Source organism: Limosilactobacillus sp. (assembly GCF_051873075.1).
Classification (GTDB): Bacteria; Bacillota; Bacilli; order Lactobacillales; family Lactobacillaceae; genus Limosilactobacillus.
This window is the reverse complement of sequence record NZ_JBJEEM010000030.1, coordinates 1-14,996: the sequence shown is the minus strand read 5'-3', so window position 1 is coordinate 14,996 and position 14,996 is coordinate 1. Positions and strand designations below refer to the sequence as shown.

Genomic DNA, 14,996 nt, shown 5'->3' with positions numbered 1-14,996 from the left:
AGCAGTACCATTGACCCTTTTGACCGTGGAAACGCTTGATTGGGTTTTCTTCGACCGCGGAGAAGACCCCTTCACGCTTGTTGCTCTTGGTGTGCATCATCATTGGTGGACGAAGCATAACCGTGTTGATGAAGTCGATGTCGCGGAGTTCTTCGTAACCTTCTGGAATTGGCCAGTTATGTGGCTGAACCAGCATGGAGGCGTTAGTAGCGGCGTTGACTTGCCGATAGGTCCGGTTGGTGAATCCTTGCAACTTTTCCTCAATTACCCGGTAGAGCTTACGGACAAGTTCGTTTAGGTGAGTATCGATCATCTTGAACTCATTACCGGCAATCTTGCTGTTGTTGTAGTTAATAACAGAAACCCGCAGTAATGAACGGTAGAACGAGTAGAGGGCCTCAATACTTGCCAGGATTTCTTTTGGATCGTAGTTATCATAGGCACTGCCGTCGTTAACTAAGATCTTCTTGAGAACTTCGACGTATTCTTCTGGATTAGCATTGTCAAATGCATCATCGTCAAAGTCTGGATTGCGTGAGCTTAGGTAAAGCTTAACAATATCAAGCAATTCATCACTGTTGATCAGTGAATAAATGTCATTGTAATAGGCTTCACTAAGGTTAAGCGTCGCAACGCCCCGGTCAAGGTTGACATAGAGGGCCCTAGTTTGAATCTTTTGACTGTTTTCCGTCATCGTTACCATCAATCCTTTCATCTTTTACCTTGCCACCTATTATAGTTTATTTTTAGAGTAAAATGAAAATAAAATTAAAAAATATGAGAAGAATTTCTCAATACTGAAAAAATATCGCCAGTTAAAAATGTGCTAAAATATTAGCATCATCACAATGTAAGGGGTTTAACTATGGAAATAAAATGTAATGACACGCTGTCCGTTTCACTTCACCGGGTTTTCAATGCGGACTTAAATGAACACGGCACAGTTTTTGGTGGTCAGATCCTCAAGCTGGTTGATGGGGAGGCTTCAGTGGCGGCGATGCGGGTGACCCGGTCCGTCGTCGTCACGGCCGCAATGGACCATGTTCAGTTTCTGCGGCCTTTCAAGCTCCAAGATTCCATGTGTATGGAGGCCTATGTCACGGGTGTTGGCCGGCGGTCCCTTGAAGTCTTCGTTAAGGTGATTGGCGAGCACCTGATGACCGGTGAACGTTTTCTTGGCTTTACCTGCTTCATGACCTACGTGATTCAAGACCCAAACAAGCAGATCGAATATGATCAGGTTGTACCCCAGACGCCGGAGCAGGAGGCAATGGTGGCTGGTTACCAGACACGGCGGCTTCACCGTAAGGATAATCGGCAACGACAGAAGATCATCCTGAATGCCATCAATATTGATAAGCCTTGGTAAAACGTTATATTACAGTGACTTTACAGATATGACGGAAAATGATAACTCCCGGTAACCCGTCCGTAACGACAATCGTGTATAGTGTTAATCATCAAAGGAATCAGCACTGCTGGTTACAATACTAAAAGTACAAAGGATGGATTGATTTTTAATGAAGTTATCTAAGAAAGCCGCCAAGATTACAGCAGCCATTGCCGGTGCCGTTGCACTGGGAACCGTTGCTACTGCAACCACTGCCAACGCCGACTCAATTTACACGGTGCAGGCAGGTGACACCCTTTCTGGGATTTCTTACAAATTAGGCCATGATTTAACCTTCGTTGATACACTGGCTTCTAACAACCAAATTGCTGACAAGAACGTCATCTACGTTGGTCAAAAGTTAGTGATCAAGGACGATGGGGAAGTTGCCCCCGCAACTGCTCAACAGGTAGCGACCCTGCCAAGTGCTACTAGCCAAAACACTGCAACTCAGACTCAGTCTCAGGCTAGTCAGGCAACTGCTCAACCAACATCCACGGCAGCTACCCAAGCACAAACCGCTGCCGCAACTAATACTACTAGCTACAGCTCCAGTGTATCCGGCAACGATGCTGCCGCTAAGGCTTGGATTGCTGCTCGCGAATCTGGTGGTAGCTACACCGCTACCAATGGCCAGTACATTGGTAAGTACCAACTTTCCGCATCTTACCTGAACGGTGACTACTCTGCTGCCAATCAGGAACGGGTTGCTGACCAATACGTTGCGAGCCGTTACGGCTCCTGGTCTGCCGCACAGTCCTTCTGGCAATCACATGGTTGGTACTAAAAGGAACTGAACTAAATAATTTTTTGGCCGTCTCACCTGTTGAGGCGGTTTTTAGTGTCAAGATATGATTTAATTTTCATATGTAGCTAAATAATTGTAATTTTTTGCTTGTGGATAGCTGAAAAATCGAAACGTAAATCGCTTGCGATAGTAAGAACTGCGCGCTTGGTCAACATTGGTCAAATAAAAATTAGCACTTAAAGCAATTAAGTGCTAATTTACTATTGTATTTTCCATTGGTGCGATTAAGATAGTAAGTGTAATCAAGATCAAGGTAATCAGAAAGGAAGAATCAATTATGGCTAATGAAATTCAACGTCGTGGTAACTTATTCGATAACTTGATGAACATGCGTGATTGGATGAATGATGATTTCTTCTCTGACCTAACACCAGCAGCTGATCACATGAAGACCGATGTCGCTGAAGACGACAAGGCCTACCAAGTTAAGATTGATATGCCAGGCTTTGACAAGAAGGATATTCACATCAACTACGCTAACAACATCTTGTCCGTTACTGGTCACCGGGACACCTTCTCCGACGAGAGTGATAAGCAGGGTAACCTTCTGCACAGTGAACGGCGTTACGGTCAGATGAGCCGTCAATACCGTCTCCCGGATGTTGACCGTACCAAGGTAACGGCCCACTACGAAAACGGGGTTCTCACTTTGGAATTGCCAAAGATGCAGGCTAGTGACGACAGCGATAGCCGGATTGATATCGACTAATTTCCAAATCCATAACTAATAAGGGGCTGGAGGAAAATTTCCCTCCAGCCCCTTATTAGTTTTTAAAGTAATCGCGGCAAACTATAGGCTAATTTCACGTCAAAGTGCTTGGTGCCCTTTCCCGCTTAGAATGCTTGGATAACGTGCATAATCCCGAAGACCATCAGCATGACCGAGATCAAACAGACAATCGTCATGGCAGAAAGCATTGGACTAAAGAGCAGGATGATTCCCATGATAATACTGATGACGCCCAGGATAACTAGCCAGGTTGCGTATCCTCTGTGGAAGGACTTGAATAACTTGGCTGCCTTGATTTCCATGATGGAATCGATGATGAACCAGATGGCAAACAAGATGGCGATGTATAAGGCCCCCAAGCCAGGGTAGACCAGGACGAGGATTCCCAGGATGATATCAAGGATGGCAGTGAAAATGATCCAACCGGTGCTTTCGTTAAGCGTGCGGTTAACGAATTGACGGAACCATAATTCATAGATTCCCCGAAGAATAAAGGCAATACCGACTAAAATTGTTAAAAAGTGCAGGGTCTTATCTGGGTGCATGAATGATGCCAGCCCCGCCAAAATGAACAGGATACCGACGATCAGACTGAACCAGTCAAAGCCCCGTTTTTGTTCAGTGAACAATGTAACCACTCCTTCCTCAAATTACGTTTACCATCATAATTCAATTGGTCCAAGGAAACAATAACCTTCCGAATTAAAAAGCCCAGTAGCAAGACAATCGTCGCGCTGCTGGGTATTTAATCAGGGATTTTCCTTGATACCGTGGGGGAAGTCCTTATTGATTTCCCGGAGGATTGGGAGAAGGTAGTTGACATATTGATGGTAGGCATCGATTGGCTTTAAGTCCTTATCGTTGTCCTTCATCAGGGCGATTGCAATGTCATGTGCCCGTTGTTCGTTTGAAATCATTCTCATCACCTCAAATACTTAGTTTAACAAATCTAATGTCGAATGATCATAAATCGTTGCAAAAATTTTTGCCAACCATTCTGGTAAAGGATGATCATTAATGAAAAACCAATGATTGCTCCAAGGGTATTGGTGATCAGATCGTCAACGTCGGCCAGCCGTTGCAGGTTGAGAAAGTAGTCCCAGATAAACTGATTAGATTCGATAAAGAGGCTGAAACAAAAGCCAACGAGGATGACCCGCTCAAAGGGCATCCGGTAGTTGAAGAGGTAGAGGTAGACCCCTAGTGGGAAGGTCATTACAATGTTCAAAACGTACTCAATGCTAAATCCCTGAAAGGGGATGGCGTTGTAGGGGATCCCATGGAAGTGGAAAAGAATTTTTTGTGTTGATGGAATGTCAAAGTGGGCGGGAGTCAGGCATAGCCACAGCACCGCTATAATGTAGACTAAAAATGAGATGATGGTCAGCCGTGTCCCCCAGTCAGGAAATCGCTGCCAGCTGCGGGAATGGAAGAAGACCAGCAAGATAAAAATAAAGTAGGTGACGAATGGAATCCAGGCATACAAAATAAAATCACTCCTAAGTGAGAAAAGTGTTATACAATATAGTTTCAGCAGTTCGTTATTATATCTCAAGGTGGACCAGATTTGTAGCCAGTGGTCCGCTTTTAATATTGGAGTGATTAAAATGGAAAAGAAGCAGCAGATGAATCGGCGCCTCAAGAGCCGGCACATCGAGCTGATGGCCCTCGGGGGAACAATTGGGACCGGTCTGTTTCTTGGTTCTGGAAAGGCCATTCGAGAGGCCGGCCCGGCTATTTTGCTGGCCTATTTGATTACCGGAATTATTTGTTTTGGGATTATGCGGGCCCTCGGGGAACTCCTGCTGTCAAACCTGCATTACCGGTCATTTATGGAGGCGATCCGTGACTACCTAGGTCCCCGGGTGAGCTTTGTTGCCGGTTGGGCTTATTGGGCCTGCTGGCTGGCACTGGCCATGGCTGAAATCACGGCGGTGGGGTTGTACATTCAGATTTGGCTGCCCCACGTTCCCCAGTGGATTCCTGGGGTGATTACACTGGTCATCTTCTTGTGTCTGAACCTGATCACCGTGAACGTGTTTGGGGAGATCGAATTCTGGTTTGCCCTGATTAAGATTCTGGCGATTGTTGTCCTAGTGGCGGTCGGGATCTTGATGATGGTCCTGCAGTTTAAGACCGCTGATGGTTACGTCGCTTCACCCATGAACTTGGTTCGCTACCACGGCTTCTTCGCGACGGGCCTGGGTGGCTTTGCCCGGTCTTTCCAGATGGTGGTGTTTGCCTTTGTTGGCATTGAGATGGTCGGGGTCACCGCAGCGGAGGCCGAAAACCCGCGGAAAGTAATCCCACGGGCAATTAACGGGATTCCCATTCGAATACTGCTCTTCTACATCGGTGCCTTGGCGGTGATCATGTGCATCTACCCATGGAACCACCTGTCCCCGGACAACAGTCCCTTTGTCCTGGTCTTTCGTGACGTAGGTCTGCGTGGGGCGGCCAGCATCGTCAACTTCGTGGTCATCACGGCAGCGGCCTCGGCCTGCAACAGCTCGATCTACACGACCGGCCGGATGCTGGCTGAGCTGACGTCTAATGCTCACCGGCCAGCAATTCGCCAGATTAGCCGGCTGTCCAAGCGGGCGGTTCCGGCCCGGGCCGTCGTGATCTCATCACTGGTGATCGGGTTAGCCGCGATTTTGAACCTGGTCATGCCTGGAGAAGTCTTCACCTTTATCTCCAGTATTGCCACGACCAGTTTCCTCTTTATTTGGGCGGCGATTATTATGGCCCACCTGCGCTACATTCGCCTTCATCCTGATGAGCGGACGTTTAAGATGCCGGGGGCCCCGGTGACCGACTACATCGTTTTAGCTTTCCTGGCCTTCGTCATGGTGGTCCTGTGTCTGGAACGACAGACACTGGAGGCCTTGATCCTGACACTGGTTTGGTTTGCGATCCTTGGGGTAGCTTCACTGAGTCAGCCTAAATATAACAATGCAAATGATTAAACAAAACGGTCCAGCATTCCGTAACGTGGGGTGCTGGACCGTTTTGAACTTAGTGGTTATTTAAGTGGAGCTTGCGTTGGCAGTCGGGACAGATCCCGTGGACCTCGATGTGGCAGCCGGTTACCAGGTAGCCGGTCTTTTCCCGCGACATCGCCTGCAGTTCCTTCGTGATTTCTGGAAAATGTTCATCAAAGACATCGGAAATTTTGCCACAGTTATCACAGACGATGTGGTAGTGCGGGTGCCCGAAGTAGTCGAAATGGGTACTGCCGTCACCGTTCTTTAGCTCGATGACAAAGTTATAATCGACAAACAGTTTTAAGGTATTGTAGACGGTTGCCATACTAATGTTGTCAACACTGCCCTTGAGGTCGTTATAGATCATCTCCACGCTCGGGTGGGTATGATGGTTGATCAAATACTCCAGAATCAGCTTTCGCTGGGGGGTGAGCCGCACCTTATTAGACCGCAAAACCGAAATGGCGTGGTCAAACTCAGCCTCTGCCATGAACATCTCTCCTTTCTTACAACAGTTATAAATTACCAATATTATATCATTTACAATCGTGAAAGCAAAATATATAATGTTCGTTGGCTAGTTGATAATTATTCTAAAGAAGGGTGATAAGAAATGGAGAAGAGTATTGATCAAAACGGCCGTTCATACAGTCGCTTTTGGTTCATTTTTACCTTGTTAGTTGGGACGTTTACAATGTCGATCAGTCAATCATCGCTGTCGACGGCGTATCCGACCCTGATGAATGCTTTTGGTATCTCAGCCTCGACCGTCCAATGGCTGACGACCGGATTCATGCTTGTCATGTGTGTCAGCATGCCGATCAGTCCCTGGATGCTGAACAACCTCAACTTCAAAACCATGTTCATGGGGGCACTGGCCCTGTTTGACGTTGGGTCATTGATGATCATCTTGACTCCGGCTAGTTGGGGCGCTGGCGGCTTCTGGTTCATGATGATTGGTCGGGCGATGGAGGCCTTCGCGGTGGGGGTCCTCTTCCCGTCCTACCAGTCCGTCCTGCTGGAGATTACCCCAAAGGAAAAGCGGGGGACAGTCATGGGGGTTGCCGGTCTGGTGATGGGATCAGCCCTGGCTTGTGGCCCGATTGTTTCCGGAATTGTGTTGAAGTTCTTTGACTGGAAGAGCCTGTTTATCCTCTTCATGCTGGTGATCACCGTGATTATTGTGATGGCGGGAACCGGACTGATCCGTGACGTCATGGTCCGCCACACCAGCAGCCTGGACTGGCTATCGGTAATCCTGTCGATTGGGTTAATTGGAGTCATGTACGTGGTAAACCTCATCGGCAAGCAGAACGTCAACTGGCTGTCTGCCATCGTGATACTACTGATCAGTCTAGCCGCCATTGCAGCCTTTTGTTACCGGCAGTTGCACCTCGAGCAACCATTGTTGGAGCTGCGGGTAATGCAGACCTTTAACTACGACCTGGCAATTCTGTTGACGTCGATTTCATACATTGCCTTAATCGTAACCACAATTATCTTCCCACTGTACTACCAAGGAGTATTACACGTCAGTCCCTTTGTTTCGGGGATGGCCCTGGTTCCCGGGGCGGTCTTCTTGAGTATCCTGAATCCGCTGACCGGGAAGTTGGCGGATAAGATTGGCTTCAAGCCGACGATGATTGTAGGGATGCTGATGATTATCGGCGGCTGGCTGGCGGCCTTCTTCATACTTGGCCGTCTCAGCCTACTGGCGATGATCCTGTGTGCGATGGTCATTGAGGGCGGTAATGCCTTTGTCATGATGCCGGCGGTAACGCTGGGGGCCAATGCCCTACCGAATGAACTAGTTCCTCATGGGACGGCGGTAATCACCACCGTCCGTCAGGTCCTTGGTTCGGCGGGCGTGGCGGTTTCAACCATCATCCTGACGGTCGGCACCGCGAATGCCTTGGGCCGGGGCAGCACTCATCTGGCGGCCGCCCTGCATGGGTATCACTTGGTCTTTGCCTTGATGGTAGCCGTCGAACTTGTTGGCCTGGTGCTCGCCTTAATGCTCAAGGATGTCCGCCAAAAGGATGCTAATTAGCTGAATCTTCGTATTATATAATAAGGACAAGCGATCCAGGATGGCTAGCGGTGCCATGCTGGATCATTTTTTAAGGAGGAATCGTAAATGAGTGCAATTAAACGACCGGCCTGGGCTGAACAGACGCCTGCGATGCAGGACTATTATGATCATTACTGGGGACTGCCAGTGCATGATGAACGCCAATTGTTTGAGATGCTGAGTCTTGAATTGTTTCAAGCGGGCTTGGCCTGGCGGACGATTTGGGGACGGCGGTCAGCCTTCAACAAGGCCTTTGCTGACTTTGATGTTGACCGGGTCGCGGCGTTTACTACGGCGGATGTTGAGCGGCTCTACCAGGACAAAACGATTATCCGGAACCGGCGTAAGATCGATGCTGTTATTGAGAATGCCCAGGTGGTTCAGCGCATGCATCAAACCGGGCAGACCCTCGATGACTACGTTTGGCAATTCGTGGATCATCAGCCCCGGCGACTGATCCTGGCTCCTGGAGAGGCGTTACCGGCTCAGACAGCTGAGTCGCAGGCGATGGCAAAGCAGTTTAAAAAGGACGGTTTTAAGTTTGTGGGGCCGACGATCATGTACTCGTTTATGACCGCAGTCGGCCTGGTCAACGCCCGCGCCTAGAACTTGATCATTGATTCCTGCAGCGATTTTATGCTAAGATGGGTCTCGTTATAAAGCAAATTCCCGATAGGATTCACGCTTGCCGTGAAGATGCCTTGTAACCGCAACTATAAAACTATTGAAAAGTTTCACTAGAACATGGGGGAATTAAATTAAAATGGCAGAAAAACATTTATTCACGTCAGAATCGGTCTCTGAAGGACACCCGGATAAGATCGCTGATCAAATCAGCGATGCGATCTTGGATGCGATGCTCGAACAGGACCCGGATGCCCGGGTGGCCGTCGAAACTTCAGTAACGACTGGCCTGGTCCTGGTCTTCGGTGAAGTATCTACCAAGGCCTACGTTAACATTCAAAAGATCGTCCGGGACACTATCCGTCAGATCGGCTACACCGATGGCAAGTACGGCTTTGACGCCGACAACTGTGCCGTCATCACCGCGATTGACGAACAGTCACCTGACATTGCCCAAGGGGTTGACGACTCACTGGAAACCCGTGAAGGGGACGGCGATCCGCTGGACAAGATCGGTGCCGGTGACCAGGGACTGATGTTTGGCTATGCTACCGACGAGACGCCGGAATACATGCCGCTCTCATTGATGCTGAGCCATAAGCTGATGCAAAAGATCGCCCGCCTGCGCAAGGACGGGACGATCCCATACCTGCGGCCTGATGCTAAGGCTGAGGTAACGATTGAGTACGATGAAAATGACAAGCCATTGCGGGTTGATACCGTTGTCTTGAGTACTCAACACGATCCAGAAGTCTCACTGGATCAGATCAAGAAGGACGTTAAGGAACAGGTTATCAAGGCGGTTATTCCTGCCAAGTACCTGGATGACCAGACCAAGTACTTCATCAATCCAACCGGCCGTTTTGTTATCGGTGGCCCACAAGGGGATGCCGGTCTGACTGGTCGGAAGATCATCGTTGATACCTATGGCGGGGCTGCTCACCATGGTGGTGGTGCCTTCTCTGGTAAGGACGCTACCAAGGTTGACCGTTCCGCTAGTTACGCTGCTCGTTACATTGCCAAGAACCTGGTAGCGGCGGGTTACGCCAAGAAGCTGGAGATCCAGGTGGCCTACGCCATTGGGGTTGCCGAGCCGGTTTCCATTGCCATCGACACTTACGGCACGGGGACGAAGAGCGACGACGAATTGATCGCGGCGGTTCGCAAGGTCTTTGATCTGCGGCCAGCTGGGATCATCAAGATGCTGGACCTCAAGCGGCCAATCTACAAGCAGACGGCTGCTTACGGTCACTTTGGCCGGACCGACGTTGATCTGCCATGGGAACACTTGGACAAGGTTGATGAATTAAAGAAGATTTTGGGCTAATTATCCCCGGCGTGCCTTGCAATCACAAGGTGGGCTTGTTAAAATATTTATTAAATATTTTGATCGTGATAGAACTAGTAGCTGGAATGATGATCTTCAGAGATCCTGCGGGGCTGTGAGCAGGAGATCGTCGCCAGTGAACTCCTCTGGTTGATTACTGCTGAAGCTAGTAGGCAGTGACGTTTTCCGCGTTAAGGAGCCAAGTGCTATGGCCAAACCATAGAAAACGGGTGGTACCGCGGATTAAGTTTCGTCTCGTAGAAGGACTTTCTACGGGACTTTTTTATTACGATCAAAAAGATTGCTGTGTGATTTTTAATAAAGGAGCAAGAAGAATGGCTTACGATCACAAAACGATTGAAGACAAGTGGCAGAAGTTCTGGAAGAAGAACAAGACCTTCAAGGCAGAGCTGAAGCCCGATCAAAAGAAGTACTACGCACTGGACATGTTCCCATACCCATCCGGCCAAGGGCTGCACGTTGGTCACCCCGAGGGTTACACGGCCACCGATGTGATGTCCCGGATGAAGCGGATGCAAGGTTACAACGTTCTGCACCCAATGGGCTGGGACGCCTTTGGTCTGCCGGCTGAACAATACGCCTTAAAGACCGGGCACAACCCGAAGAGTTTTACCAACCAGAACATCAACCACTTCCGTAACCAGATTCAATCACTGGGCTTCTCCTACGATTGGGACCGGGAAGTTAACACGACTGATCCGAAGTACTACAAGTGGACCCAGTGGATCTTCGAACAGCTTTATAAGAAGGGCCTGGCCTACGAAAGTGAAATTATGGTTAACTGGGCACCCGACTTCATGGGTGGTACCGTTGTGGCCAACGAAGAGGTTGAAGACGGTAAGACCAAGCGGGGCGGCTACCCGGTTTACCGGAAGCCAATGAAGCAGTGGGTATTGAAGATTACCGCCTACGCCGACCGGTTGATCGATGACCTGGACCTGGTTGACTGGCCAGAGAGTGTCAAGGAAATGCAACGGAACTGGATTGGCCGTTCTGAAGGTGCTTCGGTCTTCTTCCCAGTTGCCGGTGACGAAGATACCAAGATCGAGGTCTTCACGACCCGGGCCGACACCCTCTTCGGTGCGGCCTACGTTGTTCTGGCCCCAGAAAACGACCTGGTCGACCAACTGACGACGCCTGAGCATGCCGAAGCAGTCAAGGCCTACAAGGAAGAAACCTCACGGCGTTCTGACCTGGAACGGACCGATCTGAACAAGGATAAGACCGGGGTATTCACCGGTTCCTACGTCATTAACCCGGTTAATGGCGAAAAGCTGCCAATCTGGATCAGTGATTATGTCCTGGCCTCATACGGTACTGGTGCCGTAATGGCAGTCCCAGCCGGTGACCAGCGGGACTTTGACTTTGCCAAGAAGTTTGACTTGCCGATCAAGCCAATCATTGAAGGCGCTGACCTTTCTGAAGGGGCCTTCGACGGTGATGGCAAGCACATCAACTCCGGCTTCTTAGACGGCTTGAACATTGCCGACGCCAAGGCTAAGATGATCGATTGGCTGGAAGAACACGATGCCGGTCACAAGAAGGTCAACTACCGTCTGCGGGACTGGATCTTCAGTCGGCAGCGTTACTGGGGTGAACCAATCCCAGTTATCCACTGGGACGATGGCCGGACGACTCTGGTACCCGAAGATGAACTGCCACTGAAGCTGCCGGACACGGATAACATTGAGCCATCCGGTACCGGTGAGAGTCCGCTGGCTAACGTCAAGGACTGGGTCAATGTTTACGATGACCAGGGCCGGCACGGTTTGCGGGAAACCAACACGATGCCGCAATGGGCTGGTTCTTCATGGTACTGGCTCCGTTATACTGACCCGCATAATGACAAGGAATTTGCTTCCAAAGAGGCCCTTGACTACTGGTCACCAGTCGACCTCTACGTTGGTGGGGCCGAACACGCCGTCCTGCACCTGCTCTACGCCCGGTTCTGGCACAAGGTGCTCTACGACTTGGGCCTGGTCCCAACCAAGGAACCATTCATGAAGCTGGTCAACCAGGGGATGATTCTTGGTGCCAACCACGAAAAGATGTCCAAGTCCAAGGGGAACGTTGTTAACCCAGACGACATCGTTGAAAAGTACGGTGCCGATACCCTGCGGCTCTATGAAATGTTCATGGGCCCACTGACCGAGTCCGTACCGTGGGATGAAGAAGGTCTGCACGGTTCCTACAAGTGGATTCAACGGGTATGGCGCCTGCTGATGGATGATAACAACCACCTGCGGGACCGGGTTTCTAATTTCAACGATGGCAAGCTGGACAAGGTCTACAACCAGACGGTCAAGAAGGTTACCGAGGACTTCGAGCGGATGCACTTCAACACCGCCATCTCCCAGCTGATGGTCTTTGTCAACGAAGCTTACAAGGCAGAAGACCTGCCGGTTGAGTACATGGAAGGCTTCGTCAAGATGATCTCCCCAATTATGCCGCACGTGGCCGAAGAATTGTGGAGCCAGTTTGGTATCAGCGATACGATTGCCTACCAGCCATGGCCGAAGTACGATCCTAAGGCCTTAGTTGAAAACGAGGTTGAGATGATCGTCCAGGTTAACGGCAAGGTCCGGGCGAAGATCAAGATGGCCAAGGACCTCGACCGTGAAGAAGCCCAAAAGCTGGCGCTGGCCAACGAACACGTCCAGAAGTTCACTGCAGGCAAGGACATCAAGAAGGTCATTGTCGTACCGAACAAGATTGTTAACATTGTTGCTAAGTAAGATTTATTAATGGACCGGACCGTGGCTCGACTGGCACGATCCGGTTTTTATATTGATGGAGGAAATAAGAAATGGAAATGGTGAGCTACCCAGCCTTTTTCACCCCAAAAGAGGATGAAATTCAGGTTGACTTCCCGGACCTTCCCGAGGCCTTTACTCAGGGGAAGACGATGGAAGAAGCAATGGACTTTGCCAAGCTCGGCCTGGCAATCACGATCAACGACAAGCTGGGCCACTTTGAAAAAGCCCCGGTGGCCAGTGACTTGGAAAAGCTACGAGCCAAATACCCAGATCGCAATGTCCAGCTGGTGACGGTGGACCTGGACCAATATTAAATAAAAATTAAAAAACCGGAAACGAATTGCACCCGTTTCCGCTTCACGATAGAATAATTAAGATTGTGTTATGAAAAATACCCTAGGGGACGGGGAAGTCTCCTTGAGTCAACAAAAAATACGAAGGTAGGATATTACAAGTCATGAATGAAGAACATAATGATTTGAGTAGTACCGCACCGCAAAATGATGCCCGGTCAAAGATGCTGAGCGGATCGGCATGGATGACGGCCGGAAGTATTGCTTCACGTATTCTGGGGGCACTCTACGTTATTCCATGGGTAACCTGGTTTGGCGCTTACAGTAACGAAGCCAATGCGTTGTTTGCCCAGGGGTACAACATCTATAACCTCTTTTTGGTGGTAGCGACCGCGGGGATTCCGTCGGCGATCTCCAAATTGGTGGCCCACTATAACGGGATTAACCAGTACGGGGTTAGTCGAAGGCTGTACCATTCCGGAATGTATGTCGCCATGGCGATGGGAGTTATCTGCGCCACGATCATGATGTTTGGTGCGTCACTGATGGATAATGGGGATCCCAACGTGATTCCGGTTATCCGGTCGCTAGCCTGGGCGGTCCTGATCATTCCGGCAATGGCGATCACCCGGGGGTTCTTGCAGGGATATAACTGGATGGCCCCATCGGCAATGTCGCAATTTGTCGAGCAGCTTTTTCGAATTATCTACATGCTGGCGGCCACTTACTTCATTATGAAGATCCAGCACGGCAGCTGGGTGGCAGCGGTAACGCAGTCGACCTTTGCTGCCTTCATCGGGGCGATTGGGGCCATCTTAGTCCTGGGGGTCGCTTGGATAAGGCACCTCGGCGAGATGAACGGCCTGGTTGCTAACAGCGTGTCGGATCCTGAAGTTTCGACCGGTCGGCTGGTGTTTAAGATTGCCTACCAGGCTATTCCGTTCATCGTAATTGAATCTGGGATCACCCTTTACCAGTTGATCGACCAGTTTACCTTCCCTCGGATGATGTCGATGGTGGGGAACTTTACCCACTACCAGGTTACGGTCCTTTATGCCTTGTTTTCGTTCAACGCCAACAAGCTCTACATGATCGTGATCTCCTTGGCCTCAGCAATGGCGGCGACAGTTATTCCGTTGCTGGCCACCGCCCGGGCCCAGAATGACCAGGAGGGAATGCGCAAGCAGATCGAAAACGTCCTGTTGCTTTTCTACTTCGTGATGATTCCGGCGGCCCTGGGGATGGCAGCCGTTGCTCAGCAGATCTACACGGTCTTTTACCGTTACGATCCAGCTGGGGTTACGGTTCTCCAGTTTGCCTCCTTCGTGTCAATCCCGATGGGGCTCTACACGGTGGCTGCGGCAATGATGCAGGGGATTTCCGAGAATAAGCGGATGATGAAGTTCCTGGGAATCGGCTTATTGCTCAAGGTGCTGATCCAGCTGCCATGCATTTGGGCGTTTGAGGGCTTGGGACCATTGATGGCGACCTGCATCTCGATGTTCGTGGTCAACTACTTGATCCTGCACTCCTTCAATATGGAGTTCAACATGCACTTTGCCCAGATGGCCCGGCCAACGAACCAGATTCTCTGCTTCTCATTGATTATGTTTGTATTAACCAAACTAGTGATGTTGGGGATTGGGAGTCTGGTCAGCCCATACGGCCGGTTTACGGCTTTCTTCTCCCTGATTCCAGGGGTCCTGGTGGGGGTTGCTATTTACCTTTACCTGGCGCTTAAATACCGGTTAGCGGACCGTGTCATTGGGGCACGGTCAGAAGCCCTGCGGCGTAAGTTGCACATTCGTTGATATAAAAAGCTGGAAAAAGCACTAAGAGCGCGCTTCAACGCGAAGCTAGCCTGTAGTTTTTCCGCGATTACTGTATGAAAGTTAAAATAAGGGGCTGGAGAAAAATTTTTCTCCAGTCCCTTATTTTTATTAGTGTCTTTAGACCTAGTTGAGCACGCGAGCAAAGCGAGTGTGCGAA

At 49.9% G+C, this 14,996-nt stretch carries 14 protein-coding genes, 1 pseudogene, 1 riboswitch and 1 other annotated feature; of the genes and pseudogenes, 10 read left to right on the top strand and 5 right to left on the bottom strand.

Annotation, left to right across the window (positions count from 1 at the left end; genetic code table 11):
- Positions 1–694, bottom strand: a pseudogene (locus ACI31J_RS03800) (phosphoenolpyruvate carboxykinase); the annotation flags it as partial.
- A 171-nt stretch (positions 695–865) separates the two neighbouring features.
- Here ACI31J_RS03800 and ACI31J_RS03795 point away from each other — a divergent pair.
- From ACI31J_RS03795 to ACI31J_RS03785, 3 genes are all read left to right on the top strand, one after another.
- On the top strand, positions 866–1,369 hold the full coding sequence (locus ACI31J_RS03795; RefSeq protein ID WP_439773108.1) for an acyl-CoA thioesterase: 504 nt from the start codon (positions 866–868) through the stop codon (positions 1,367–1,369).
- A 151-nt stretch (positions 1,370–1,520) separates the two neighbouring features.
- Positions 1,521–2,177 carry a LysM peptidoglycan-binding domain-containing protein gene (locus tag ACI31J_RS03790; RefSeq protein ID WP_439773107.1) on the top strand — a complete coding sequence of 219 codons (657 nt, stop codon included), beginning with the start codon at positions 1,521–1,523 and terminating at the stop codon, positions 2,175–2,177.
- A gap of 298 nt (positions 2,178–2,475) precedes the next feature.
- Entirely contained in the window at positions 2,476–2,907 is a 432-nt protein-coding gene (locus tag ACI31J_RS03785; protein ID WP_439773106.1) for an Hsp20/alpha crystallin family protein, read from the top strand.
- A 125-nt stretch (positions 2,908–3,032) separates the two neighbouring features.
- Here the strand turns inward: ACI31J_RS03785 and ACI31J_RS03780 are convergent, their stop codons facing one another.
- The 3 genes from ACI31J_RS03780 to ACI31J_RS03770 form a co-directional block, all read right to left on the bottom strand.
- Positions 3,033–3,557, bottom strand: a complete 525-nt coding sequence (locus tag ACI31J_RS03780) for an HdeD family acid-resistance protein (RefSeq protein ID WP_439773105.1) — start codon at positions 3,555–3,557, stop codon at positions 3,033–3,035.
- A 120-nt stretch (positions 3,558–3,677) separates the two neighbouring features.
- On the bottom strand, positions 3,678–3,845 hold the full coding sequence (locus tag ACI31J_RS03775) for a hypothetical protein (protein ID WP_439773104.1): 168 nt from the start codon (positions 3,843–3,845) through the stop codon (positions 3,678–3,680).
- A 32-nt stretch (positions 3,846–3,877) separates the two neighbouring features.
- Complete coding sequence (locus ACI31J_RS03770; protein WP_439773103.1) at positions 3,878–4,414, bottom strand: VanZ family protein; 537 nt, start codon at positions 4,412–4,414, stop codon at positions 3,878–3,880.
- A gap of 121 nt (positions 4,415–4,535) precedes the next feature.
- Here ACI31J_RS03770 and ACI31J_RS03765 point away from each other — a divergent pair, with 121 nt between their 5' ends.
- Positions 4,536–5,897 carry an amino acid permease gene (locus ACI31J_RS03765; RefSeq protein WP_439773102.1) on the top strand — a complete coding sequence of 454 codons (1,362 nt, stop codon included), beginning with the start codon at positions 4,536–4,538 and terminating at the stop codon, positions 5,895–5,897.
- Positions 5,898–5,946: 49 nt separating this feature from the next.
- Here ACI31J_RS03765 and ACI31J_RS03760 read toward each other — a convergent pair whose 3' ends face one another.
- A complete protein-coding gene (locus ACI31J_RS03760; protein ID WP_439773101.1) occupies positions 5,947–6,405 on the bottom strand; it encodes a Fur family transcriptional regulator in 459 nt (152 codons plus the stop codon).
- A 123-nt stretch (positions 6,406–6,528) separates the two neighbouring features.
- Here ACI31J_RS03760 and ACI31J_RS03755 point away from each other — a divergent pair, with 123 nt between their 5' ends.
- The 6 genes from ACI31J_RS03755 to ACI31J_RS03730 all read left to right on the top strand — a co-directional run bounded on the left by ACI31J_RS03755 (position 6,529) and on the right by ACI31J_RS03730 (position 14,818).
- Positions 6,529–7,965 carry an MFS transporter gene (locus ACI31J_RS03755; protein WP_439773100.1) on the top strand — a complete coding sequence of 479 codons (1,437 nt, stop codon included), beginning with the start codon at positions 6,529–6,531 and terminating at the stop codon, positions 7,963–7,965.
- Positions 7,966–8,052: 87 nt separating this feature from the next.
- Positions 8,053–8,592, top strand: coding sequence for a DNA-3-methyladenine glycosylase I (locus ACI31J_RS03750; protein WP_439773099.1), 540 nt, complete (start codon positions 8,053–8,055; stop codon positions 8,590–8,592).
- Positions 8,593–8,635: 43 nt separating this feature from the next.
- A riboswitch (SMK box riboswitch) is annotated at positions 8,636–8,752 on the top strand.
- Positions 8,750–9,937 carry a methionine adenosyltransferase gene (gene metK, locus ACI31J_RS03745; protein WP_439773098.1) on the top strand — a complete coding sequence of 396 codons (1,188 nt, stop codon included), beginning with the start codon at positions 8,750–8,752 and terminating at the stop codon, positions 9,935–9,937. It overlaps the preceding riboswitch by 3 nt.
- A 56-nt stretch (positions 9,938–9,993) precedes the next feature.
- Positions 9,994–10,198 (top strand) — a binding site (T-box leader).
- 74 nt (positions 10,199–10,272) lie between these two features.
- Positions 10,273–12,693 (top strand): leucine--tRNA ligase, encoded by a 2,421-nt coding sequence (leuS, locus tag ACI31J_RS03740; protein WP_439773097.1) that lies wholly within the window; start codon positions 10,273–10,275, stop codon positions 12,691–12,693.
- 71 nt (positions 12,694–12,764) lie between these two features.
- The gene (locus ACI31J_RS03735; protein WP_439773096.1) at positions 12,765–13,028 is read left to right on the top strand and encodes a type II toxin-antitoxin system HicB family antitoxin; all 264 of its coding nucleotides are present in this window, start codon (positions 12,765–12,767) and stop codon (positions 13,026–13,028) included.
- A 143-nt stretch (positions 13,029–13,171) separates the two neighbouring features.
- Entirely contained in the window at positions 13,172–14,818 is a 1,647-nt protein-coding gene (locus ACI31J_RS03730; protein ID WP_439773095.1) for a putative polysaccharide biosynthesis protein, read from the top strand.
- Positions 14,819–14,996: the final 178 nt, after the last annotated feature.